At 70.8% G+C, this 24,143-nt stretch carries 23 protein-coding genes; 14 read left to right on the top strand and 9 right to left on the bottom strand.

Annotated elements, in window-relative coordinates; translation table 11 throughout:
- Positions 1-68 precede the first annotated feature (68 nt).
- Positions 69-587 (top strand): DNA-binding protein, encoded by a 519-nt coding sequence (locus FNH24_RS24615; protein WP_152364863.1) that lies wholly within the window; start codon positions 69-71, stop codon positions 585-587.
- Between the two features lie 21 nt (positions 588-608).
- Here FNH24_RS24615 and FNH24_RS24620 read toward each other — a convergent pair whose 3' ends face one another.
- A complete protein-coding gene (locus FNH24_RS24620) occupies positions 609-2,543 on the bottom strand; it encodes a vWA domain-containing protein (protein WP_152364864.1) in 1,935 nt (644 codons plus the stop codon).
- A 133-nt stretch (positions 2,544-2,676) separates the two neighbouring features.
- Between FNH24_RS24620 and FNH24_RS24625 the strand changes: the two genes are divergently transcribed.
- Entirely contained in the window at positions 2,677-3,930 is a 1,254-nt protein-coding gene (locus tag FNH24_RS24625; protein ID WP_217428483.1) for an MFS transporter, read from the top strand.
- On the opposite strand, the gene FNH24_RS24630 is transcribed toward FNH24_RS24625, so the two are convergent.
- Positions 3,924-5,804: a vWA domain-containing protein gene (locus tag FNH24_RS24630; RefSeq protein WP_152364866.1), complete on the bottom strand. Its 1,881-nt coding sequence runs from the start codon at positions 5,802-5,804 to the stop codon at positions 3,924-3,926. The two genes, FNH24_RS24625 and FNH24_RS24630, sit on opposite strands and share 7 nt — an antisense overlap.
- Positions 5,805-6,043: 239 nt before the next feature.
- Between FNH24_RS24630 and hisF the strand changes: the two genes are divergently transcribed.
- From hisF to FNH24_RS24660, 6 genes are all read left to right on the top strand, one after another.
- Positions 6,044-6,835: an imidazole glycerol phosphate synthase subunit HisF gene (hisF, locus tag FNH24_RS24635; RefSeq protein ID WP_152364867.1), complete on the top strand. Its 792-nt coding sequence runs from the start codon at positions 6,044-6,046 to the stop codon at positions 6,833-6,835.
- Positions 6,832-7,761: a 2-hydroxyacid dehydrogenase gene (locus tag FNH24_RS24640; protein ID WP_152364868.1), complete on the top strand. Its 930-nt coding sequence runs from the start codon at positions 6,832-6,834 to the stop codon at positions 7,759-7,761. The genes hisF and FNH24_RS24640 overlap by 4 nt, the downstream gene beginning before the upstream one ends.
- Positions 7,748-8,164, top strand: coding sequence for an HIT family protein (locus FNH24_RS24645; protein ID WP_152364869.1), 417 nt, complete (start codon positions 7,748-7,750; stop codon positions 8,162-8,164). The genes FNH24_RS24640 and FNH24_RS24645 overlap by 14 nt, the downstream gene beginning before the upstream one ends.
- Positions 8,161-9,456 (top strand): glycosyltransferase 87 family protein, encoded by a 1,296-nt coding sequence (locus tag FNH24_RS24650; RefSeq protein WP_152364870.1) that lies wholly within the window; start codon positions 8,161-8,163, stop codon positions 9,454-9,456. The genes FNH24_RS24645 and FNH24_RS24650 overlap by 4 nt, the downstream gene beginning before the upstream one ends.
- A gap of 11 nt (positions 9,457-9,467) precedes the next feature.
- A complete protein-coding gene (gene ilvD / locus FNH24_RS24655) occupies positions 9,468-11,162 on the top strand; it encodes a dihydroxy-acid dehydratase (protein ID WP_152364871.1) in 1,695 nt (564 codons plus the stop codon).
- Between the two features lie 78 nt (positions 11,163-11,240).
- Positions 11,241-11,999 (top strand): SDR family NAD(P)-dependent oxidoreductase, encoded by a 759-nt coding sequence (locus tag FNH24_RS24660; protein ID WP_217428485.1) that lies wholly within the window; start codon positions 11,241-11,243, stop codon positions 11,997-11,999.
- A gap of 45 nt (positions 12,000-12,044) precedes the next feature.
- Here the strand turns inward: FNH24_RS24660 and FNH24_RS24665 are convergent, their stop codons facing one another.
- From FNH24_RS24665 to FNH24_RS24675, 3 genes are read right to left on the bottom strand one after another with little or no spacing between them, the layout of a single operon-like run.
- The gene (locus FNH24_RS24665) at positions 12,045-12,716 is read right to left on the bottom strand and encodes an anti-sigma factor family protein (RefSeq protein ID WP_152364872.1); all 672 of its coding nucleotides are present in this window, start codon (positions 12,714-12,716) and stop codon (positions 12,045-12,047) included.
- A complete protein-coding gene (locus FNH24_RS24670; RefSeq protein WP_246187051.1) occupies positions 12,716-13,207 on the bottom strand; it encodes a sigma-70 family RNA polymerase sigma factor in 492 nt (163 codons plus the stop codon). The genes FNH24_RS24665 and FNH24_RS24670 overlap by 1 nt, the downstream gene beginning before the upstream one ends.
- A 32-nt stretch (positions 13,208-13,239) precedes the next feature.
- Positions 13,240-13,698 (bottom strand): hypothetical protein, encoded by a 459-nt coding sequence (locus tag FNH24_RS24675; RefSeq protein WP_152364874.1) that lies wholly within the window; start codon positions 13,696-13,698, stop codon positions 13,240-13,242.
- Between the two features lie 203 nt (positions 13,699-13,901).
- Here FNH24_RS24675 and FNH24_RS24680 point away from each other — a divergent pair, with 203 nt between their 5' ends.
- Positions 13,902-15,281: an FAD-dependent oxidoreductase gene (locus tag FNH24_RS24680; protein ID WP_152364875.1), complete on the top strand. Its 1,380-nt coding sequence runs from the start codon at positions 13,902-13,904 to the stop codon at positions 15,279-15,281.
- An 87-nt stretch (positions 15,282-15,368) separates the two neighbouring features.
- Positions 15,369-15,842 (top strand): MarR family winged helix-turn-helix transcriptional regulator, encoded by a 474-nt coding sequence (locus FNH24_RS24685; protein WP_152364876.1) that lies wholly within the window; start codon positions 15,369-15,371, stop codon positions 15,840-15,842.
- A 125-nt stretch (positions 15,843-15,967) separates the two neighbouring features.
- On the opposite strand, the gene FNH24_RS24690 is transcribed toward FNH24_RS24685, so the two are convergent.
- Positions 15,968-17,143 (bottom strand): alpha/beta hydrolase family protein, encoded by a 1,176-nt coding sequence (locus FNH24_RS24690; protein ID WP_152364877.1) that lies wholly within the window; start codon positions 17,141-17,143, stop codon positions 15,968-15,970.
- Positions 17,144-17,237: 94 nt separating this feature from the next.
- On the bottom strand, positions 17,238-17,369 hold the full coding sequence (locus FNH24_RS32495; protein ID WP_281351078.1) for a hypothetical protein: 132 nt from the start codon (positions 17,367-17,369) through the stop codon (positions 17,238-17,240).
- A 189-nt stretch (positions 17,370-17,558) separates the two neighbouring features.
- Between FNH24_RS32495 and FNH24_RS24695 the strand changes: the two genes are divergently transcribed.
- The 3 genes from FNH24_RS24695 to FNH24_RS24705 all read left to right on the top strand — a co-directional run bounded on the left by FNH24_RS24695 (position 17,559) and on the right by FNH24_RS24705 (position 20,845).
- Positions 17,559-18,467: an LLM class flavin-dependent oxidoreductase gene (locus tag FNH24_RS24695; protein ID WP_217428487.1), complete on the top strand. Its 909-nt coding sequence runs from the start codon at positions 17,559-17,561 to the stop codon at positions 18,465-18,467.
- On the top strand, positions 18,467-19,363 hold the full coding sequence (locus FNH24_RS24700; RefSeq protein ID WP_152364879.1) for a cupin domain-containing protein: 897 nt from the start codon (positions 18,467-18,469) through the stop codon (positions 19,361-19,363). Before FNH24_RS24695 ends, FNH24_RS24700 begins: the two co-directional genes overlap by 1 nt.
- 78 nt (positions 19,364-19,441) lie before the next feature.
- Positions 19,442-20,845 carry a CapA family protein gene (locus FNH24_RS24705; protein ID WP_152364880.1) on the top strand — a complete coding sequence of 468 codons (1,404 nt, stop codon included), beginning with the start codon at positions 19,442-19,444 and terminating at the stop codon, positions 20,843-20,845.
- Here FNH24_RS24705 and FNH24_RS24710 read toward each other — a convergent pair whose 3' ends face one another.
- A complete protein-coding gene (locus FNH24_RS24710; protein ID WP_246187052.1) occupies positions 20,846-21,847 on the bottom strand; it encodes a M28 family metallopeptidase in 1,002 nt (333 codons plus the stop codon).
- Positions 21,848-22,270: 423 nt separating this feature from the next.
- Here FNH24_RS24710 and FNH24_RS24715 point away from each other — a divergent pair, with 423 nt between their 5' ends.
- Positions 22,271-23,380 (top strand): glycoside hydrolase family 172 protein, encoded by a 1,110-nt coding sequence (locus FNH24_RS24715; RefSeq protein WP_152364881.1) that lies wholly within the window; start codon positions 22,271-22,273, stop codon positions 23,378-23,380.
- A gap of 61 nt (positions 23,381-23,441) precedes the next feature.
- Here the strand turns inward: FNH24_RS24715 and FNH24_RS24720 are convergent, their stop codons facing one another.
- On the bottom strand, positions 23,442-23,873 hold the full coding sequence (locus tag FNH24_RS24720; protein ID WP_161606298.1) for a hypothetical protein: 432 nt from the start codon (positions 23,871-23,873) through the stop codon (positions 23,442-23,444).
- Positions 23,874-24,143 lie beyond the last annotated feature (270 nt).

Raw genomic sequence — 24,143 nt, forward strand, 5'->3', positions numbered from 1 at the left:
GGAGGATCCGGTTTCCGCGCCTGAGTCGTATGCTGGTCGCGTTCACTGCTGCAAATCGGAGGCGAGTGATGGCATCACCGGAGGACGTCGGCCGGGTCCGCGAGGAGCAGGTCGCGCTGTACGGCGAGACGTTGCAACAGCTGGCCGGGCGCTATTGCGCCGTCCTCGGGTTGAGCCAGAGCCGGCTCGCCGGGCTGCTCGGCATCTCCGCCCCGATGCTGTCCCAGTTGATCAACGGTCACCGGACCAAGCTGGCCAATCCGGCCAGCGGCGAGCGGTTGCGGCTGCTGCACGAGGCCGTGGCCGACGTCGAACTCGGCCGGCTGACCCCGGACGAGGCGGTCGCCCAGGTCACGACCGACCACCGCGGCGACGTGCTGACCACCCGGTCCCGGCCGGAGCCGCGGACCGCGGTCCGGCAGATCCAGGAGGTGTTCCGGCTCGCCGCCTCGGCCGACGAGTACGCCGCGGCCGCGGCGCAGGTCCGCGCCCGGTATCCCGAGGTCGCCGACCTGCTCGAGGCCTACGGCGTGGCGCGGACCGACGACGCGGTCCGCCACTTCTCCCGGATCACCACGGCCCGCTGACCGGGCCGGCCCCGCACCGGGTCAGGGACGTCGCCGCAGCCAGACCAGCAGTCCGGTGCCGCCCCCGACCAGCAGCACGGCCGCCCCGATCAGGACCGCGATCAGGCCCGCCTGCGGTTGGTCACCGGCGGCGTCGTCCCGCGGCGGATCGCCGGCACCGGGGGAGCCCTGGGGCGATTCGGGATCGGTGGGATCGGTGGAGGCGGAGCTCGACGGGGGCGGGGTCGTGGCCGGGGCGCTGCTCGACGGAGTGCTGGGCGGTGTCCCCGCGTCGACGTACGGGGGTGCCGGCTGAGCCTCGCCGAGCACGGCCACGGTCAGCGTCATCGGCAGCCCGAAGGCCGGTTCGTCGGCCTTGTTGCGGTCCAGCCGGACGGTGACGTAGTAGTCGCCGGCGCGGGCGGTCGAATGGTCGTCGTCACCGGAGCCGTCGCGGTTGGCCCACCGGATCTCCTTGGTCGTCGTACCGACTTCGTTGCCGTCGACACTGACCGAGCTCTGCGCGCTCGGCCCGCCCTTGGCGAAGGTCGCCCCGGCCGAGCCTCCGTACGGGGAGAGCAGGTCGACGCCGTAGCCACGGACTCCGGCGGCGACCCATTGGTCAGCCTTGGCGAGCTTCCCTACCTGGGTCAGCACCTGGATCCGTTGTCCCCAGCCGGCGGAGACCTTGAAGGTCTGGATCTCGCCGGGCATCACGTCGATCTGGTACGTGCCCGCGGTGATCGTGGGCGCATCGGCGAAGGAGGTGCCGGACTCGACCGGCTTGGCCTTCGTCGGCGCCATCGACTTCCAGGTCGGGTCGTCGGCCGTGTCCGGCAAGCCGGTCGCCGACGACAGCGGCGGCTCTTCGTCGACGCGGAGCTGGTAGCGCTCCTTCGCGATGTTCTCGGAGAAATCCGTGAAGCCGACCTGGAGCAGCAACTCGGTGGCGTCGTTGCACAACTTGGCGTCGGAATGGCTGCTCAGCATCCCGGTCAACAGCCGGCGGGACAGCTGGGCACCGACCACGGAGGGATAGGCATAGCCGCAGGTCCGGTCCAGGTCGTCGGGGAGCACCAGCTTCAGCGCGAGCTGGGCGGTGAACTCCTGGGTCAGCAGGCTGGTCCCGACCCAGAAGGTCGAGCCCGGCTGGCTCCGCCGCAGCCGGTAGTACTTCACCGCCTCGGCCTCCCCGGGCAGCGTGTCCAGCCAGGATCCGGCGCCGAGCTCGGCGGCCTCGCCCGGTTCGGCCGCGCCCGTGACCGGAGTGCCGCTCAGCGCGAAGGGTCGGAAGGCGCGGGAGGTCAGCCGGCTGAGGCTGCGTTCGAGGTCTTCGGTGTCGTCGGCGTCGTAGTAGTCGCCGTTGCCCTTGTCGGCGATGCAGCGGAGTTGCTTCTCGGCCTTGCCGGAGACGCGGAGCCCGACCACGTCGATCTTCAGGTCGATTCCGGCGGCGGCGATCTTTTCCGCGATCGGGCACGGATCGGGGACGCAGGTCTCCTCGCCGTCGGAGACCAGCAGGATGGTCCGTTGCCCCTCGGTGCCGACGTCCTTGGCCGCCTGCTCCAGTGAGTAGGCGATCGGCGTCTCGCCGTACGGCTTGTATTTCGCGATCTGCGCCTTCAGCTTGGCCTGGTTGCCGGTGCCGATCGGCACCACCAGCTGAGTGTCCTCGCACGCGCCCTCGTCCTTGCGGTCGAAGACGGTCGCGCCATAGACCCGCATCCCGACCTGGGCCTCGGACGGCAGCGCGTCAACGACGCGGTTGAGTGCGGCCCGGGCGGCTTCGATCTTGGTCTTGCCGTCGCCGGCCTTCTCCTTCATCGACCCGGACGAATCGAGAACCAGCAGCAGCTTCCCGTTCCCGCCGTCGGCGGCGGCCGGCACCGTACCGGCGCCGAGGACCAGACCGACCATGATCAGCCCGCCGAGCGCGGCGGCCGTGAACCGCCGGATCCGTGACCTTCGTCCGCTCATCCCCTCGCCCTTCCACCCGACCTCGTTTACTACTGCAAACTGCGTTTACTATCGCAAACATCGGGGTCATTGCGCAAGGAGTACTGCGGGTGTCCTGGTCTCCTCGCCGGCGTCGGCTGGTAGGAAGTGGCGAGTGACGAGTACGGAGCGGCTGCGGGACCGGCCCGGCTTCGTCCGGTTCTGGACGGCCGAGACGGTGTCGGCCTTCGGCAGCGGGATCACCGCGCTGGCGATCCAGGTGCTGGTGGTCGAGCAGCTCGCCGCCGGAGCGACCGGGGTCGGCCTGGTCAACGCGGCCCGCTGGCTGCCGTACCTGCTGCTGGGGATCATCGTCGGGGTGCTGGTCGACCGGGCCCGGCGGCGGCCGGTGCTGGTCGGCACCGACCTGCTCCGCGGCCTGTTGTTGATCATGATCCCGGTGCTCGCGCTGACCGGTCTGCTCGACCTGGTCGCGCTGGTGATCATCATGATCGGGTTCGGCACCCTGTCGATCATCAACGACGCCGCGTCGCAGTCGATCCTGCCCCGGCTGGTGCCGCCGGCGTTGATCACCAGGGCCAACGCCCGGCTCGACTCCAGCGGAGCGGTGGCGCAGACCACCGGACCGGCCGTCGCCGGGGGACTGGTGTCGCTGTTGACCGCGCCGATCGCGATCCTGATCGACGCGGCGACCTTCCTGGCCTCGGCGGTGCTGACCTGGTTCGTCCGGGTCGAGGAGCCGCCGCCGGCCCGGTTGTCGCTCCGCGGCGTTGGCCGGGAGGCGATGGAGGGACTGCGCTGGGCGTACGGGCACCGGACTCTGGCGCCGCTGGCCCTGACGACGCACGGCTGGTTCATCTGCAACGCGGTCGGCGGTGCGGTGCTGCCCGCGTACGCCCTGACCACACTCGGTCTCGACCCGTTCGGCTTCGGCGTGCTGATCGCGCTCTGCGGCATCGGCGCCCTGCTCGGCAGCCTGGTCGCGACGCGGCTGGGCGAGCGATTCGGGGTCGGGCCGGTGGTGATCGGCTGCCGGATCGTCGACGCGGTCGCCTGGGCGACCTTCGCGCTGGCCGCGGCCGGTTGGGCCGGCTTGATCGTCTTCGGCGTCGGCCAACTGTTGTTCGGACTGGGGCTGGGTGCCTCGAACGCCAACGAGATGGGCTACCGGCAGACCGTCACCCCGGACCGGCTGCAGGGCCGGGTGAACGCCTCGCTGCGGTCGCTCAACCGGGCGATGGTGGTGATCGGAGCGCCGCTGGGCGGCATCCTCGGCGACGCGCTCGGCTTCCGCCCGATCCTCTGGGCGGTGGCCGTCGGCTTCCTGATCGTCGCGGTGGCCATGCTCTTCACTCCGGCTCGCACCGCCCGGATCAGCCACGGCGACCCGGCGGATGACCCTCAGTGACGACGGCGCAACCCCAGCACGACCGCCGCACCGCCGAGCAGCACCAGGACGCCGACGATGGCGCCGATGATCAAGGCCCAGGGTGGATTGGGGCTCGAGGCGACGGCCGGACCGGGAGTGATCGGCGCCGACGAGGGCGGCGGCGCTGAGGTCGGCGCTGAGGTCGGCGTCGGGGTCGGCGGGGTCGCGGCTTGGTAGGGCGGCGGATCCTGCGCCGTCCCGACCAGGCCGACGGTCAGCGTCAGCGGGACCGCGAACGGCGCGTCGCCGTCCTTACCGTCCAGTCGCACCGTGAGGTAGTAGTCGCCGGCCAGCGCGGTGCCGCGATCGGCGTCCTGCGCACCCTCCCGATTGAGCCAGCGGAGCTCCTTGCTCGCCGCCACCACGGTGCTGCCGTCCGCGCCGATCGGAGTGCTGCTCAGAGCCGGCGCTCCCCGTAGGCCGAACGTCTGAGCGGTGCCGCCGTACGGCGACAGCAGCTCCAGTTGGACGTGCCGGCCGAGGCCGACCAGCGCCCGGTCGGCTCGGCTCAACCGCCCGGTCGTGGCCTGCACCTGGATCCGCTGACCCCAGCCGGCGTGGATCCGGTATGTCTGCAGCTCGCCCGGCGCGATGTCCGCGGCATGGCTGCCCGGTCGCAGGGTCGGGGCGTCGGCGAAGGACGTACCGCCGATCGCCGGCGCCGGCCGGCCCGGCTTGACCGGACGCCAGGTCGGCTCGCCCGCAACCGGCGGCAGGGCCGATCGATCGACCAGGGGCGGCTCCTCGCCGACCCTCAGTTCCACCGGGTCGCCGTCGACGCCGGGGGACAGGCCGCCGGCGCCGACCTCCAGCAGCAGTTCGGGTGATCGGGTGCATTCCTCGTCGCCGGAGCTGCTGACCACGAAGCCGGACAGCAGCCGGCGACCGCCGGTCCAGTTGGTGAGGTTCGGCACCGCCTTGGCGCAGGCCGAGTCGAGATCGTCCGGCGCGTAGAGCCGCAGCGACAGTCGGCTCAGCAGTCCCGGCGGCGCGAGCAGGCTTGCGCCGATCCAGAACGTCGAGCCGGGCCGGGTCCGGTGCAGCCGGTAGAACCGCGTCGAATCGCCGCCGGGCATCCGGTCCAGCCAGGTGCCCGGCGCCAGCCTCGGCGCGGCCGCGGGCCGGTCGGCGCCGGTGATCGCTCGGCCGCTGAACCGGAACGGCCGGAAGGCCCGGGTGGTCAGCCCGCTGAGGCTGCGCTCCAGATCTTCGGCGTCCTCGGCGTCGTGGTAGTCGCCGTTGCCCCGGTCGGCGATGCAGCGGAGTTGCTTGCGGGCCTTGCCGGTGACCCGGAACCCGATCACGTCGATCTTGAGCTCGACCCCGGCGGCGGCGAGCTTCGCGGCGACCGGACAGGGATCGGGCAGGCAGGTCTCCTCGCCGTCGGACACCAGCACGATGGTGCGCCGGCCTTCGCGGCCGAGGTCCTCGGCGGCTCGTTCCAGGGAGTAGCCGATCGGCGTTTCGCCGTACGGCTTGTACTTCGCGATCGCCGCCTCGAGCCGGTCCCTGGTGCCGACGCCGATCGGCACCACGAGCTGGGTGTCGGTGCAGGCGCCCTCGTCCGCCCGGTCGAACACCGTCGCCCCGTACACCCGCAGGCCGACCTCGGCCCGGGCCGGCAACGCGCGAACGATCTTGGTCAGCGCCGACCGGGCGGCCGTGATCTTGGTCCGGCCGCCGCCGATCTTCTCCTTCATCGAGCCGGAGGAGTCGAGCAGCAACAGCAGCTTTCCGGCCGGGTCGTCGGCCGCGGCGACGGTCGGCCGAGCCCCGGCGACCAACCCGCTCATGATCAGGCCGACGATCAGCGCCGCAGTGACGCCCCGCAACAATTTCTCCCGCACGTCCATCGAGAACCCCCGCCTCGGTCAGTCCCGATCACGTTTCAGGACCGGGTCGATCGCCAGTGTCGGCCGAGAACGCGACGGGCGCCAGGCGAAGGGCCCAAACCTGTGGATAACCGGACCTCGCCGGTCTGAACTTCGACGAGCCGGCACCGCCGGGCGGCATAAGGTAGGCGCGTGAGCTTCACCCCACGACGTTCTTCTCCTCCGCTTCGCTCCCCCGAACAACGCCGCGGGGGCCCCGAATGACGGTAGCGGTGCGTGTGATTCCCTGCCTCGACGTCCACGGCGGACGCGTGGTGAAGGGTGTGAATTTCGTCGACCTGCGCGACGCCGGCGACCCGGTCGAGCTCGGCGCCGCGTACGACGCGGAGGGAGCCGACGAACTCACCTTCCTCGACATCTCCGCTTCGGTCGAGGGGCGCGAAACCACCCTCGACGTCGTACGGCGGACGGCCGAGACCGTGTTCATCCCGCTCACCGTCGGCGGCGGGGTCAGCTCGGTCAACGACGTCGACGTGCTGCTCCGGGCCGGGGCCGACAAGGTCGCGATCAACACCGGCGCGATCCACCGGCCGGAGGTGATCGGTGAGATCACCCGGCGGTTCGGCAACCAGGTGCTGGTGCTGTCGGTCGACGCCCGCCGCGCGCCGGACCAGCCGTCCGGCTACGAGGTGACCACCCACGGCGGCCGGAAGAGCGCCGGACTGGACGCGATCGAGTGGGCCCGTCGCGGGGTCGACCTCGGGGTGGGGGAGATCCTGCTCAACTCGATGGACGCCGACGGCACCACCTCCGGCTTCGATCTGGAGATGATCGCCGCGGTTCGCGCGGTGGTCGACGTGCCGCTGATCGCCTCCGGCGGCGCCGGCCGGGCCGAGGATTTCCCGCCGGCGATCGACGCCGGTGCGGATGCCGTGCTGGCGGCCAGTGTGTTCCACTTCGGTACGCTGCGGATCGCCGACGTGAAGGCGGCCCTCGCCGCTGCCGGTTACCCGGTCCGCACAGCCGTCGGCGCCGGAGGTGTTCCCGCATGAGGCGTGTCTGGCTGCCCTTCGCCGACCTGGCCGAGGCCGAGCGCCGGCTCGGCGGCATCCCGGACGGGATCGAGGTCGACTGCTTCCCCGGCGACGGTGAATGGCCGGATTCGATCGGTGAAGTGGAGTTCTACGTGCTCTCCAAGCCGCCGAAGGTCGCCTTCAGCCGGGCGGCGGAGATGCCGAAGCTGAAGGTCGCGCAGATCCTCTATGCCGGCTACGAGGGCGTGCTGCCGCACGTGCCGGACGGGGTCACGCTGTGCAACGGCGGCGGCATCCACGACACCGCGACGTCCGAGCTGGCGATCGCCCTGGCCCTGGCCAGCGGGCGCCGGCTGGACGAGTTCGCGCGCAACCAGCCGGACGGTGTCTGGCAGCCCCGGGGCGGCGTCGGCCTGGCCGACCAGCGCGTGTTGATCATCGGCTACGGCCGGATCGGCGCCGCGATCGAGCGCCGGCTGGCCGGCTTCGAGGTGGCCTCGGTGACCCGGGTCGCTCGCCGGGCCCGGACCGAACCCGAGGTCCATCCGGTCGACCGGCTGCCGGAGCTGCTGCCCGAGGCCGACGTGGTCTTCGTGATCGCGCCGCTGACGCCGCAGACCGAGGGACTGATCGACGCGACAGCGCTGAAGCTGCTGCCGGACGACGCGCTGGTGGTCAACGTGGCCCGGGGCAAGATCATCGACACCGACGCCCTGGTCGCGGAGACCAGCACCGGCCGGATCCGGGCGGCGCTGGACGTCACCGATCCCGAGCCGCTGCCGGCCGACCATCCGCTGTGGCGCTCGCCCGGCGTCTTCATCGTGCCGCACGTCGGCGGTGCCAGCACGGCCTACCAGCCGCGCGCGGATCGGTTCCTGGCCGAGCAACTGCGCCGATTCGCCGCCGGCGAGGAACTGGAGAACGTGATCGATGTCCTCCCCTGACTGCGTCTTCTGCAAGATCATCGCCGGCGAGATCCCGTCCCGCCGGATCTATGAAGATGATCATGCGATCGCCTTCCTCGACCAGCAGCCGTGGCATCGCGGACACACCCTGGTGGTGCCCCGTGATCATGTCGAGAGCCTGATCGAGGGAGCGCCGGTGCTGGCCGACCTGGGCCCGGCGGTCGACGCGTGCGCCCGGCTGCTGGTGCAGCGGCTCAGTGCCGACGGACTCAACCTGTCGTCCTCGGCCGGGGCCGTGGCCGGCCAGGAGGTGTTCCACCTGCACCTGCATCTGATCCCGCGCTACGCCGACGCTCCCGGCCTGCGCAACCTGATCAACCCGCAGCCGACCGAGCCGGAAGAGCTGGACGCCGTGCTGGCCCAGATCAACGGAGCCGCATGACCTTGACCACGCACCCGGAGTCGACGACAGCACCGCGCAGCCCGGGCCGCAGGATCGGCCGGCTGGTGGTGGAACTGCTGCCGCCGTTCGTCGTCGCGTTGATCATCTTGCCGTTCGTGATCTCCTTCGACGGCAGCTATTTCCCGTGGGACCCGCAGACCATCGATCTCCAGGTGTACGTCTACGCCGTCCGGGATCTGCTGGTCGGCAAGGACATCTTCGCGACGACGACGCCCGGCTGGGGCCTCTACTTCATCTATCCGCCGATCGCGGCGATCCTGATGATCCCGCTGGCCATCGGCCCGTACGCGCTGTGGCAGGTGCTCTGGACCCTGGCCCTGGTCGCCGCGCAGCAGGCCGTGCTGCGCCGCTGCGGCGTGCCGCGGGGCTGGAAGCTCGCCCTGATCGGGATCGTGGTGGTGCTGGCGGTCGAGCCGATCCGGACCACCCTCGGCTACGGCCAGGTGAACACCCTGCTGATGGCGTTGGTGATCATGGACCTGCTGCCGGACCGGCCGGGGGAGCGGCGGTTCCTGCCGCGCGGCACCTTGATCGGGCTGGCGGCGGCGATCAAGCTCACCCCGGCCCTGTTCGTGATCTTCGCGTTCCTGATCGGCAAACGGAAGCTGGCGATCACCGGCATCATCTCGTTCGGGGTGCTGACCGGGATCGGCGCGATCTTCCTCTGGCCGCAGACGGTCTCCTTCTTCGGCGGGCTGCTCGCCGGCGACACCAGGACTGCCTCGCCGCTCTATGTCGGCAACCAGGCGCTGTCCGGCGTCTTCTTCCGGTTGATCGGAGACTCTCGCGGGGTCACCCTGGTCGGCCTGGCGATCGGCGGACTGATCGCGCTGATCGGCACCGTGGTCGCGGTCCAATGGTGGCGCCGTCGGCAGTACGCGTTCGCCGTCGGGTTGGTCGGCCTGTGCACCTGTCTGGCTTCGCCGCTTTCGTGGACCCACCACTACGTCTGGATCCTGCCGCTCGCGGTCGCCGTCGCGCTGCAGGTGCGGTCCCGGCCGGGGGCGGCCAGGGGTCCGGTGCCACTGGTGCCGCTGCCGTTGTGGACCAAGATCATCGCCGGGGCCTGGGTGGTCTGGGTCTGTGCCTGCCCGCCGCTGGCGCTGCTGCCGTACGGTCAGGGCAAGGAGCTCGGCTACTCGGCACTGCAGGACTTCGTCGGGATCGTCGGGCCGGTGCTCGGCGCCGGCTTGATCATCGCCCTGGCCTTCGCCGAGGTCCGCCGATCCGCGGCCCGGACCAGCGGGCGGCACGAGGTGACCGGGGCGTAGATTACGGCCCTATGACCACCGACACGACCCCCGCTCCCGACATCAAGCCGCGGTCCCGGGCGGTGACCGACGGCCTCGAGGCCACGGCCGCCCGCGGCATGCTCCGCGCGGTCGGGATGGGCGACGAGGACTTCGCCAAGCCGCAGATCGGCGTCGCCTCGAGCTGGAACGAGATCACCCCGTGCAACCTCTCGCTTGATCGACTGGCGAAGGCGGTCAAGGACGGCGTGCACGCCGCCGGCGGGTATCCGCTGGAGTTCGGCACCATCTCGGTGTCGGACGGGATCTCGATGGGTCACGTCGGGATGCATTACTCGCTGGTCAGCCGGGAGATCATCGCGGACTCGGTGGAGACCGTGATGGAGGCCGAGCGGATGGACGGCTCGGTGCTACTGGCGGGCTGCGACAAGTCGCTGCCGGGGATGCTGATGGCGGCCGCGCGGCTCGACCTCTCCTCGGTGTTCCTCTACGCCGGATCGATCATGCCGGGCCGGGTCGGCGACAAGGACGTGACAATCATCGACGCCTTCGAGGCGGTCGGTGCCTGCGTCCGCGGCCTGATCACCCGCGAAGAGGTGACCGAGATCGAGAAGGCGATCTGCCCGGGCGAGGGCGCCTGCGGCGGCATGTACACCGCCAACACCATGGCCAGCGCGGCCGAGGCGCTCGGCATGTCCCTGCCCGGGTCGGCCTCCCCGCCGGCGGTGGCCCGGCGTCGGGACACGTACGCCCGGCAGAGCGGCGAAGCCGTCGTCGAACTGCTGCGGCGCGGCATCACCGCCCGGCAGATCATGACCAAGGAGGCGTTCGAGAACGCGATCGCGGTGGTGATGGCGTTCGGCGGCTCGACCAACGCGGTGCTGCATCTGCTGGCGATCGCCAACGAGGCCGAGGTCGAGCTGACCCTGGACGACTTCGTCCGGGTCGGCCAGAAGGTGCCGCACCTGGGCGACCTGAAGCCGTTCGGTCGCTACGTGATGAACGACGTCGACCGGGTCGGCGGCGTGCCGGTGGTGATGCGAGCCCTGCTCGACGCCGGCCTGCTGCACGGCGACTGCCTGACCGTGACCGGCAAGACGATGGCGGAGAACCTGGCCGACATCAACCCGCCGGACATCGACGGCACCATCGTCCGCGCGCTGTCCGAGCCGCTGCACCCGACCGGCGGGATCACCATCCTGTCCGGCTCGCTGGCCCCGGAGGGCGCGGTCGTGAAGAGCGCCGGCTTCGACACCGAGGTGATCACCGGCACCGCCCGCGTCTTCGACGGCGAGCGGGCCGCGATGGACGCGCTGGAGGACGGCACGATCACCGCCGGCGACGTCGTGGTGATCAGATACGAGGGTCCGAAGGGCGGTCCGGGCATGCGGGAGATGCTGGCGATCACCGGCGCGATCAAGGGCGCCGGCCTCGGCAAGAACGTCATGTTGATCACCGACGGCCGCTTCTCCGGCGGAACCACCGGACTCTGCGTCGGCCACATCGCCCCGGAGGCCACCGAGGGCGGCCCGATCGCCCTGGTCGAGAACGGCGACAAGATCACCCTCGACGTCGCCCACGGCACCCTCGACCTCGACGTCTCGGCCGACGAACTGCAACGCCGCCGCGAAACCTGGACCCCCCTCGACCGCCCCGCCCCCCGCGGCGTCCTCGCCAAATACGCCAAGCTCGTCCAGTCCGCCAACGTCGGCGCCATCTGCACCTGAACACCCCGACTTGTCAGAACTAGGGAACGCTATAGCGTGCTCTAGTTCTGACAACTCGGGGTTTGGAGGGTGTTGAGCGTGGGCGTTGTGGTGACCGGTGGTGGGCAGGGGATCGGGCGGGCGATCGTGGAGCGGCTGCTCGGTGACGGGCAGCGGGTCGTGGTGGTCGAGTTGGCTGAGGCCAGTACGGGTTGGGTCGGTGATCATCCGGCCCGGGACCGGCTGGCGGTGGTGATCGGGAGCGCGGCCGAGTCGGCGGTGACCGAGGAGGCGGCCGATCGGGCCGGCGAGCTGACCGGGTGGGTCAACAACGCCGCCGTGTTCCGGGACGCCTCCGTGCATGCGGATCCGCCGGAAATGATCTTGGACGCGATCCAACTGAATCTGGCACCGGTGGTGGTCGGCTGCACGACTGCCGTGCGTAGGTTCCGCGACACCGGAAGTCACGGGGCGATCGTCAACGTCTCCTCGCACCAGGCCCGGCAGGCGGTGCCCGGCGCGACGCCGTACGCGACCGCGAAGGCGGCGATCGAGGGCCTGACCCGAGCCCTGGCCGTGGAGTACGGCCGGGACGGGATCCGGGTCAACTGCGCCGCACTCGGCTCGATCACCACGGCCCGCTACGAGCAGTATCTGGCCGATCTCGGCCCGGACGGCGCCGCCGCCACCGAGCGGGAGATGGCCGCCATCCATCCGCTGGGCCGGGTCGGCCGTCCGGACGAGGTCGCCGCCACGGTCGCCTTCCTGCTCTCCGACGAATCCAGCTTCATCACCGGCGCGGTGATCCCGGTCGACGGCGGGCGCACGGTCCTGGCCCGCGACCCCGAGGCCCGCTGATCCCGGCGGGCAGAGCGGTCGGGGCGGTCAGGGCGGTCAGGGCGGTCAGGGCGAGATCGTCAGCAGCGTCTTGTTCGAGGAGCTGCGGACCTCGATCGCGGCGATCTCGTTGATCGAATGCGAGGTCGCGGCCTGGAATCTCGCATCCTTGCCCGGGAAGACCTTCCAGGTGCTGATCGTTTCGGCCACGCCCTGCTTGGTCACCACCACCAGCAGGTAGACGCCGCTCCGGGTCGATCCGGGGCGCTGCTCGTACATGCAGTGCATGTCGATCTTGGTGCCCCAGTCGACCTCCTTCAGGCCGATCGAGGCCCACACCGGAGCGTTGCTGACCGGGCTCATCGTGGCCGACGGGATGGCCGCCGGTTGATCACCGACCAACGGCCGGAAGACGATCATGAAGACCAGGACCAGACAGGCGGCAGCGGCCAGCGTCGCCGTGCCGATCGTGATCACCCGGCGCCGGAGCCGCTCGGCCCGCACCCGGTTGAGCAGCTTGGGCAGCAGGTCCGCGGGCGGGTCGGGCAGTTCCTCCTCGGTGGGCAACAGCGACGGCGGCACCCGGGACAGCAGGCCGGGCATGCCGGCCAGTTCTCGGACCGCGGTCGCGCAGTCGGGACATTCCCGCAGATGCTGCTCGTACTCCTGCCGGTCCTTGGGCGACAGGGCACCGAGCACGTAGGCGGCATCGTAGGACGCAAACCTGTCCTGGGCCATTACTCCGTCACCCCCATCTCCTCCAGTGCCAACCGCAGGGCCCGTAACGCGTAGTGCAACCTCGACTTCACCGTGCCCTCCGGGATGCCGATGTGTCGCGCCGCCTCGGCGACCGAGTGTCCACGGTAATGACACTCCAGGACGACCTCGCGGTGTTGCGACGACAACCGCTCCAGCGCCTCGGCCAGGCTGAAGACGAGCATGGCCTGCTCGGCCTCGTCGTGGTCGGGCGCATAGCGGCCGGCCGGCGGCAACTCCGCGACCGGCACCTCGCTGCGCGCCCGGACGGTCCGCCACTCGTCGATCACGATCCGCCGCGCCACCGTGAACAACCAGGACCGCGCCGACTCGGCGTCCAGCACCTGAGGATTGCGCCAGGCCCGCAGCATCGTCTCCTGCACCACGTCCTCGGCCCGGGCCCGGTCGCCGCCGGTGAGCCGGAGCGCGTGCCACCACAGCGCGGTCGCATGATCATCATGCAGCCTGCGCATCAGTTCCGCCTGGCTGTCCGGCACTCCTCACCTCACGTCGGCGCCGACTCTCCCCGTGCCCTCCGTGATCGTAACTGGGCGGCGAGCAGCACCACACCACCGAGCGCGGCGACGATCTCCGCGACCGCGGCCAGCACGGCCTGCGGATCCCAGGTCTGCTCCCGGACGCCGAACAGACCAACCGTCCGCGAGATCAGGTACGCGGCGAAGGTCGCCGCCCCGAATCCCGCGGCCAGGAAGGTCAGGAACCAGTGCCGCACGATCAGCATCCCGACGCCGATCAGCAGCCCGGCGACCACGTTGACCAGGAACAGCGGCCCGATCACCGGGATGTCGGCGAAGCTGTCCAGCCACAGCACCAGATGGATGTCGGCGGACAGCAGCACGGCCGCGGCCACGATGCCGCGGAGCACCCGCGGCCCCTCGTCCCGTTCCACCGCTGTGGTCAGTGCGCCCTCCGACCGCTGATGGGTCGCCAACGACCGACTCATCTCTACCTCCTGTCGACGTACGCGCCCTGAGGCTCTCGACGGGCACCCCGCGCACGTCCTGACCATGCATACGGAGCCGACCGGCCATCAGTTCACCTTGATCCGAACCAATCCGCCGACGATCCGGTCCAGCGAGCCGTTCCCGACAGAATCCGAGCTCATCGTGCGTGGTCGGTGCCGGGCGACCGGTGGATCATGCAGGCATGGAGAACACACACTTCGACCTGCTGGTGATCGGGTTCGGGAAGGGTGGAAAGACGCTGGCGGCGAGCCTGGGTCGGCTGGGCCGGCGGGTGGCGATGGTGGAGCAGTCGGCGGCGATGTACGGCGGGACCTGCATCAACATCGGTTGCGTGCCGACCAAGGCGCTGGTGCATCACGCGGAGCGGCGGCCGGGCCGGGGCGATCCGGGGGAGTGGCATCGTACGGCGGTCGAGGAGACGCGGGAACTGACGACAATGCTGCGGGCCAATAACCTTGCCATGCTCGACACCCTCGATTCGGTCGTGGTGATCACCGGCCGGGCGACGTTCCTGGACTCCCAGACGGTGCGGGTCACAGCCGGGGTGGATGTGCTCGACCTCACGGCCGACACGATCGTGATCAACACCGGTGCGGTGCCGGTGATCCCGGACGTGCCGGGTCTTCGGACCAGTGATCACGTGCTGACCAGCACCGAGCTGATCGAGATCGATCATCTGCCCGAAAGGTTGGTGATCATGGGCGGAGGCTACGTCGGGACGGAGTTCGCGTCGATCTACGCCCAGTTCGGCAGTGCGGTCACCGTGCTCGACCCCGCCCCACGGATCATGCCGCACGAGGACGAGGACGTCACCGCGGCCGTCACCGCCATCCTGCGCGGCGCGGGCGTCGAGTTCGTGGCCGGCGCCCGGGCCACCGGGGTGCGCGATCTCGACAACGCGGTGGAGATCAGCTACGAGGCCGGCGGGGCGACGCACACCATCGCCGCCGACGACGTGCTGGTCGCGACCGGCCGGCGGCCCGCCACCGAGGGCCTCGGTCTTGATCAAGCCGGCGTCCGCACCACCCCCAGGGGCGCGGTCCAGGTGGACGAGTTCCTGCGCACCAGTCAGCCGCACATCTACGCGATCGGCGACGTCAACGGCGGCCCACAGTTCACCTACATCTCCCTCGACGACTTCAGGATCGTCGCCGGTCAGCTCACCGGCCGAGGCGAGCGATCGACTGCGGACCGGCGGTTCGTGCCGTACACGGTGTTCACCAGCCCGGCGCTCTCCCGAGTCGGCCTCACCGAGCGGGATGCCCGCGACGGCGGTCTGGCGATCGACGTGTACGAGAAGGCGGTCGCCGACATCGCGGCCATGCCACGGGCCAAGATCGTCGGCGAGACCCGAGGACTGATGAAGTTCGTCGTCGACCGCGAGACCGACCTGCTGCTCGGCGCGACCCTGCTCAGCGTGGACTCGCAGGAGCTGATCAACACGGTCGCGCTGGCGATGCGGCACGGGGTGACCGCGAGCGAGTTGTGCGACTCGATCTACACCCACCCCTCCTCCACGGAGGCGTTCAACGAGGTGCTGGCGTCTTCCCCCGTCCGCTGATCACCCACGGCGCCCCTGAACTCGGCGCCGCCGACCGCGGTGAACGGTCGCTAAGGTACTGGCGAAGGTTCCGGTGAGGGGAGGGCGATGGTCACGCGAGCCGAGCGCAACGCGACCGATCCCGATCTCGGCGTGCTGGCGGGCCGGCTGCTCTTCGCCGTGCAGCGGGAACTGTTCCGCACCCTGGCCGAGCAAGGGTTCGACGACCTGACCCACCGGCACGGCGCCGTGCTCGCCTACCTCGATGCCGAAGGCGTCCGGGCGACCGAGCTGTCCCGGCTCTCCGGTCAGCACAAGCAGATCATCGGCACCTTGATCGACGAGCTCGAAGTGCTCGGGTACGTCGAGCGGCGGCCGGACCCGAGTGATCGCCGCGCGAAGTTGGTCTGCCCCACCGAGCGCGGCCTGGCTCAGATGACGGCAGCCGATTCGATCATGGCCGCCATCCAGCGGCGACACTCCGACCGGCTCGGCGAACGGGCCTACCGGCAGTTCAAGCGGCGGTTGATCGACGTCACCGAACACCAACGCCAGCACCTCGGCCCCGACGGCGACGGTTGAACGGCGGCTGCACGTCGTAGCGCTCGGCCAGCACCTCGTTCACCGGCACCGGTGGTAGGTCGACCGTCGTGCTGCCGGGCCGACGCCACGCCTCGTCGAACACCGCTTCGTGATCTTGTGGCCGATCATCGGCGGCCCGGGCCGGCCATGATCTGCTCGATCCAGGCGGTGACGGTCGGCCAGACCGAGTGTGCCGGCTGGGCGACGTCGAAGTGGGTGCCGCCGTCGACCTCGACGTAGCGCGCATCGCCGCCCGCCGCTTTGATCTTGTCCACATAGCGCCTGCTCCATTCGGCCGGTACGGCCTCGTCGGCGGTGCCGTGGACAGCGAGCACCGGCACTCCGGGCCCGGGAACCTCGAGCGGCGACGCCCACCCGTACCGCTGCGGCTGCTCGGCGAACCGTCCGCCGAGCAGGAGGTTGAGGATCCCGTCGCCGACCGCCGCGGACACCGCGGGCCAGGCGTCCGGCCGCGCCGGTTCCGGTGCGTCCTTCGGTGGCTCGGCATCCGGATCGGCCAGGACGACACCGAAGCCGGCCGCGTCGGCGGCCACCAGATCGAGCGGGCTGCCGAGTGACACCAGGCCGACCGGAATGATCTTGGGATCGGCGCCGGGCGCTTCGGCCGGCAGCGATCCGCGGTGCGCGGCCCAGGCGGCCAGGTGCCCGCCGGCCGAGTGGCCGAGCAGCACGACCCGGCTCAGGTCGAGGGCCGGATCCAGTCCGGCCAGGGCGTCGATCGCGGCGGCGAGGTCGCTGAACGTGCCGGGCCAGCCGCCGCCGGGCTCGCCGACCCGGCGGTATTCGACGTTCCACACCGCATAGCCGCGGCCGACCAGGTCGTCGACGACGTCGGTGATCTGGCGCCGGTCCCACATGGCCGTCCAGTAGCCGCCGTGCACGACGACCACGACCGGGAACGGCCCGGCCCCGTCGGGCAGATACAGCTCGCCGACCTGCGACGGCTCGGTGCCGTAGGCGATCGTACGGACTCGGCGCCCGGCCTCCTCGGCGTCGTCGTACCGGACCCCGCGCCGGGCGTCGACCAGCCCGTCGATGGTGCCGAAGAAGGCCGCGATCCCCGGGGTGTTCGCGCCCTTGAGCTTCGACTCGTCCCAGGCGGCGTCGTCGGTCCACTCGACGACATCGAGCCAAGTCGTCTCGTCCAGCCGGACCAGCCGGGCGGACAGGAAGCCGCGCCGGTCGGCCCGGAAGTCGGCGACCATGCCGGCCCGGGCGTCGAGCATCCCCCGAGTCCGCTCGGGGGACACGGTGAAGGTGGTCAGTTCGATCACGGCCATCGCTGGATTTCCTTTGCTACTTGGACTCGTCAGGATCGGGTTGAGACCGGCGTGATCGCCTGGATCTCGAGGGTCAGGTCGGTCGCATCGCTGATCAACAACGGTCCGCCCGTTTGGCCACGTTGCCGATCACTCCGAACGCCTGCCGGGACACCCGGGTGGAGAACATGATCGTGGAGTGCACCGGGTCGATCTCGTAGCGGCCGGGCATGATGTCGAAGCTCACGTCGTCAGATCCTCGGCGTGGTAGGGAATTGGTCGGGTCGGGCCCGTCGCGGAGTCGGGTCCCAGCCTTTCGGTGGGTCAGGTGGGTGTCCAGGCGGGAGCGGCTCACATTCGGCCGAGATCGGCTCAGGGTCGGCGGATATGGTCAGGGTTTATGATAGTCACGATTAGTGACGATCAAAGGAGCATTGTGCGCGACGAGCTGAGATTCGGTGTGTCCCTGGTGCCGACGACCGACGTGACCGCCAACCGGGCCTTCGCGGCGGCCGCCGACGACGGCGGGCTGGACCTGATCGGTATCCAAGATCATCCGTACGTGTCGGACTACCTGGACACGTTCGTCGTCGCCGGCGACGTGCTCGCCCGAACCCGCCGGATCAGCGTCTTCCCGGACGTCGCCAACCTCCCGCTGCGGCCGCCGGCCGTGCTGGCCAAGACGGCCGCAGCCCTCGACCTCAGCTCCGGCGGTCGGTTCGAGCTGGCGTTGGGCGCCGGCGGCTACTGGGATGCGATCACCCGGATGGGGGTGCCACGCCGCACGCCGGGGCAGGCCAACGCGGCGCTCGGTGAGGCGATCGCCCTGATCCGCGCCTTATGGGCGGAGGACTCGCGCCCGGTCCGCCTTGCCGGTGATCACTACTCCGTGGCCGGCCTCACCCCGGGGCCGGCGCCGGCCCACCCGATCGAGATCTGGACCGGTGCCCAGGGGCCGAAGGCGCTGGCCCTCACCGGTGCCGTCGCCGACGGTTGGGCGGCGCCGATCCCCAGCTATCTGCCGTACGAGAAGTGGGGCGAGGCCAACCGGCTGATCGACGAGGCGGCGACGGCGGCCGGTCGCGACCTCGGCTCGGTGCGCCGGATCGCCCAGGTGGTCGGCACGATCACCGCCGCACCGGGCTGGCCGAGCCTCGACCGGGGCGCCGAGCCCGTCCGCGGAACAGTCACCCAGTGGGCCGACGCGCTGACCCGGCTGGCCACCGACCACCAGTTCACCGGCTTCGTGTTCTGGCCGGAGCGGCAATCGGTCGACCAGGTGACCGCCTTCGCCGCCGAGGTGGTGCCCGAGGTCCGGCGCCGGCTGGGTGAGATCGCGCGCTGATGGATCAGCTGAGCAAGATCATCCGGCTGGCCCGGCTCGAGGGTGTCGTCGACGTACGCTGCCTGCTGGCCGGGAGCTTCGAGTCGCACCATCCGGCGGCCGTCTCGGGAGAGGTGCCGTTCCATCTCGTGCTGGAGGGGCGCTGCCGGATTACCACCGGCGGCCGGACCGTGGACCTGGCGCCCGGGGACCTGGTGCTGCTCCCGCACGGCGAAGCCCACCGGGTGACGGCTGCCGGCGATCTCGGACGGCCGATGACCGAGCGGGCCGGCGAGAGCTTCGCGACCAGGCGTTCGGTTGGGGCGGGCCCGGAGCTCGACCTGTTCTGCGGCCACTATCGCCACCAGGGAGCTGCGGGTGCGCTGATGTTTCGGCTGCTGCCGCCGTTGCTGCACGTGTCGCTGGACCGGGCCGCGCTGACGCTGGCCGAGGTGCTGCGCGACGAGGCTCAGCGGGACGGTCCCGGCACCGGAGCCATCGTGGCCGGCGTGCTCGATGCCGTGCTGGCGATGGCGCTGCGCAGCCGGCCCGAGCAGCGGCTCGGCACCCCGGCGCTGTGGACCGCGATGGGGGACGACGTCCTGGGCCGGGTCATCGCCGGGGTGGTCGAGCGCCCGGCCGAGCCGTGGACCACCGTCCGACTGGCCGCCGCGGCTGCGATGTCCCGCGCCACCTTCAACCGGCGCTTCACCGCGCGGACCGGCACCACCGTTGCGACCCTCTTGACCGCGATCCGGATGATGAACTCGGCCGACCTGCTGACCAGCACCGACCTCTCGGTCGACCGGGTGGCCAACGAGGTGGGCTACCGCTCCGGGTCGGCGTTCGGCCAGGCCTTCAAGGCGGCACTAGGCACGTCACCGGCCCGGTACCGCCGGGTGATGTCGCAAATGTGACGCTCGTTGAGCCTTCCACCGTTGGAAAGGGCTGTTCGGCCCAACGAGTGTCACATCTGCGACACCTAGACTCGGTGAATGAGGCGGACCTGGCTCGCCGCGGGGTTGCTGCTCGTCGGCTGCACTGCTCCCGCTGCGCTGCCGACGACGTCGCCGCCGACCACCCCGGCCGGCACCGGCCCGGCGACGTCGTCGGCCGGAACTCCGAGCCGGTCGCCGACGCCGAGCTCCACTCCGCCGAAGCATCGGATGCCGGTGGCGCTGGCCGTACACGCCACCCATCCGGTGCTCGACGTGACGGCCGCGGCGGCCCGGGCGATAGTGGCGGACGCGACCGGGCCGGTGATCATCGAGGGCATGCGGTTCACCGCGGTCGGTGCTGATCTTGATCGGGTCCGAGGCAGCCGGTCGGTGATCGCGGCGGTGCCGGCCGGCGAGGTCGACGAGACGGTACGGGTGCTCACCGTTGACGGCCGGCATCCGTTACGCGACGTCGAAAGCTACCCGCTGACCGCCGATTCTGACCGTCCGGTCGGGGAGGTCACGACGATCACCATCGCCGGCGACATCATGCTGACCCGGCGGGTCGGGCAGGCCCACCGGGACGACCCGGCCGCGCCGCTGCGACCGTACGCGAAACGGTTGGCGGCGGCCGAGATCACCGTGGGCAATCTCGAATCGACGCTGTCCACCGACGGCGAACCGACCCAGGGCGGCGACTCCTTCGGTGCCGATCCGGAGATCCTCGCCGGGCTGGAGGTGGCCGGCTTCGACCTGGTTTCGCTGGCCAACAACCACGTCGGCGATTACGGTCGTGCCGCGATGTTGCAGACGTTCGCGGAGCTCGACGACTCCGACGTCGGCTGGTTCGGGGCCGGGCCGGACCTCGAACGGGCCCGGCAGCCCGCGGTGATCACCGACGGCAAGATCAAGATCGGGTTCGTCGGCACCGAGTCGATCGGCGAGACCCCGGCCGCCACCGGAAGCCGGCCGGGCACCAACCGGTTGAACATGCCGCCCCGCACCGGGCCGCTGGACCGGGCCGCGCTGGACCGGATCAGCGGCGACCTCCGGCGGCTGGCCGAGCAGGTCGACCTGGTGATCGTCGTCCCGCACTGGGGCACCCAATACACGCACGTGCCGGAGCAGAGCCAGCGCCAGGCAGCCCGGGCGTTCGCCGAGGCCGGCGCCGACCTGGTGATCGGCGGCCATCCACACTGGGTGCAGGGCTGGGAGAGGTTCGGCGACACCACGGTGGTGCATTCGCTCGGCAACTTCGTCTTCGACATGGACTTCCAGACCAAGACGCGGGACGGGATCCTGGTCGAGATCGTCGCCTGGGACGGCGAAGTGAAGGCGGTGGAGCCTGTGCCGTACCGGATCGATGACGCGTTCACGCCCCGCCCGGCGAGTCAGAGCCGGGCCGCGTCGATCCTGGCCGACATCGCCGAGCACAGCCGCGGGCCCTTCGCCCTACCATGATCAACTTCTGAGCCGGCCGAGCCAGGACCACATCAGCCGGCCGACCCGATCGAGCTGCCCCCGATTCACGACCGACGGCACGTCGTCGCGGGAGTGGTAGCCGGCGTATGCGATGCTGCCCAGCCGCGCCGCCGGGATCTCGACCTTCTCGTACGACCAGTGATCGCTGGACCGGTTCTCGCAGGAGCGTGTGGTGATCCTCACGGCGCGCGCCGCCGCCCGGAGTTGATCTTGGAGGTCGCGGCCGTACGACCCGCCGCGGCAGACCGGCACGTAGTCGGCCCGCACGCCGACCCGGTCCAACGACACCATCGCGCGGACTGCGCGGCGCTCGGCACCGGACAGGTCGGCGACGAACTGCTGCGAGCCGAAATGGTGCAACGCGTCGCCGTCGCCGCGCGGCTCCTCGGCTCCGAAGGCGATGAACCTGACCGGCACCTCCGGCCGCTCGGTGGCGGCCAGCCGGGCCAACTCCAGCATCACCGCGATCCCGGACGCGTTGTCCTCGGCCCCGGGTGCGACCGGGACGGTGTCCAGGTGGGCTCCGATCACCACATGATCACGCTCGGGGTCGAGGCCGGGGGAGTCGGCGATCACGTTGGCCGAGGTCCCGGCCCGGACCCGGGTGCCCCAGCTGTTGCCGGCCGGCACCTCGACCTCGGTCCGGCTGGTCCGGTAGCCGAGGTCGTCGAACCGGGTCTCGACCAGCTCGGCCGCCGCATAGAACGCCTTCGATGTCGCCTCCCGCGGCCCGATGTCACCGGCCAGGCGTTCGATGTCGGCCAGGATCCGCCCCGCCGACACCTCGGCCGGGGGTGGCGTCGGAGTGGGGGTGGGGCTCGCCGTCGACGGGCTGGGCCGCGGAGTCGGTGCTGTGCTCGGCGGACCACTCGCCGGCGTCTCGGACCGGGTCGGTCCCGGCTCGACCGGCCCGGCCTCGGGCGTGCAGCCGGTCAGCAGGGCGACCATGATCATCCCCAGCGAAGCAAGCGCACCGCGCATTCCCGGAGCGTACGCCCAGCCCTCAACCGCAACCCCCTTTCCGAGTTGTCAGAACTGAGTTGTGCCATAGGGCAACCCAGTTCTAACAACTCGGGGATGGGGTGGGTGGGCCGGCGACGGCACGAGAGTGGAGGCGAGCGGACCTGCCCTTCGACAGGCTCAGGGAACGAACACTCCCTGGCCTGCGGCGGACTCACCTGCGTGAGGCGGGCACCCGGCTGGGGTCCGTTCCCTGAGCCTGTCGAAGGGCAGGTCCGATCACCGCACCTTGCCCGAGCGAGCCAGCCGTCATTCGGCCCCGGGGGCTGCCCTTGGCGTCGACTTGGTGACCAGGTGTTCCGGTCCACGGGCACCCGGGAGGCGAGCCAGGCGCGTCTCCTGTGAGGATCGGACGTCTCGACCTACACACACCGGGAGCAGCCGATGACCTCGCCCGACTGGACCATGATCACCCGCGCCCCCGGCGCGGTCCGGAGCCGTTCGATCAACGCCGAGAATCCGACGGGTGCGCCGGGCCGGGCGGCGATGGAGGCGTCGGCGCTGGGACCGTCGCGGAAGGGGCGGCCGGCGATCGGGATCGACGCGGGCGAGACGGCGACGCTGGCGGAGATCGAGGGCCCCGGGGCGATCCGGCACGTGTGGCTGACCGTCCCGGACCGGACCTCGGCCGGACCGTGGGTGCTGCGCGATCTGGTGCTGCGGATCTGGTGGGACGACGCCGTCGACCCGGCGGTCGAGGTCCCGCTGGGCGACTTCTTCTGCAACGGCTTCGGTCAACGCGCCCTGATCACGTCGGTGCCGATCGTGGTCGCGCCGACCGGCGGGATGAACTGCTACTTCCCGATGCCGTTTCGCCGCCGAGCGCGGATCGAGCTGACCAACGAGCACCCGGGCCGGGTCGACGGGATCTACTACCAGATCGACTACACCGTCGGCGACGAGCTGGGCGAGGACACCGCGACGTTCCACGCGCAGTGGCGGCGGAGCAACGGCACCGGCACGCTCGGCCAGGACCACGTCCTGCTGGACGGGGTGACCGGCGCCGGATCCTTTGTCGGCAGCTATATCGGGCTGACCGCGCTGGAGCGCTACTGGTGGGGTGAGGGCGAGCTGAAGTTCTATCTCGACGACGACCAGGAGTATCCGACCCAGTGCAGCACCGGCCTGGAGGACTATGCCGGCGGAGCCTGGGCGTTCCAGGACGCGCTGCGCCGCGACCCGGTGCCGAACCCGATCACCTTCAGCGCGCCGTACTGCGGCTATCCGTTCTATTCGGCCGAGGACACGACGCAGGCCTCACCGTTCGCGACCCCGACAGCACAGTCGCACGGGATGTACCGCTGGCAGCTTCCCGATCCGGTGATCTTCACCAGCCGGCTCCGGGTCACGCTGCAGCAGATCGGCGCCTGGGATCACGGCCACTTCGAACGCAACGACGACATCTCCACCGTCGCCTACTGGTATCAGGCCGGCCCGGCCGACCAGAACGTACGGCATCCACTCCCGCCCCGCGACCAGCGCCGCCCACGCTGACCCGTCACTTGTGCACCGACACGCCGCAAAAACGCGTGCATAAGTGACGGGTCGGCGGGGTTTACCAGGAGCGGGCCCAGGTGACGACCTTGCGGACGGTGTCGTCCGGGTCGTCGGCCAGGGCGTCGAGCACGTCGAGGGGGCAGACGCGGTTGGCGGCGACCCAGCCGCGGACCTGGGCCGAGGGATCCCCGGCCAGCCGTCGCAGCACCTCCGGCGCGACGCCGTCGTTGCGGGCGACGCTGCTCCGGACGAGCAGGTCGGTGTCGCGGCCGAGTGCCTCGAGGGTCTCCGGCGGGGTCTGGCGCTTGCTCGCGGCGGCGGCCCGGATCTGCGGGTCGGGGCTCGCTGCCATCAGCCGGATCCGGTGCAGGGTGCCGGCGGTCACCGGCGGCATCGGATGGGCCGCGCGGATCTCGTCCGGGCTCAGCTCGCAGGTGACCTGACCCAGCGTGGCTCGCTGTTCGGGGGAGAGGAAGCTGATGCACGACACCCTCGCGACTTTACGCAACGTCTCCCGGCGATCGACGCCGGACCACGCCGTGACCACCGAGAATGTAGGGCGTCCGAGGGTCCATCCGGATGCCAAGACGGGCCCGGAGCGCGATTGACACGATGATCGGCCGGGGTAGGGTGTGGGCATGCGCGCCAGCCTTGTCGTACTTCCAAAGCGTGTCGATTGAGTCGCACTCAACCGACACGCTCCCTCGTCTGCCTACCGGCGGCGGGGGTTTTTTCTTGGGTACGCACGGATACGGACGCA

This window comes from Microlunatus speluncae (assembly GCF_009299835.1).
Lineage (GTDB): Bacteria > Actinomycetota > Actinomycetes > Propionibacteriales > Propionibacteriaceae > Microlunatus > Microlunatus speluncae.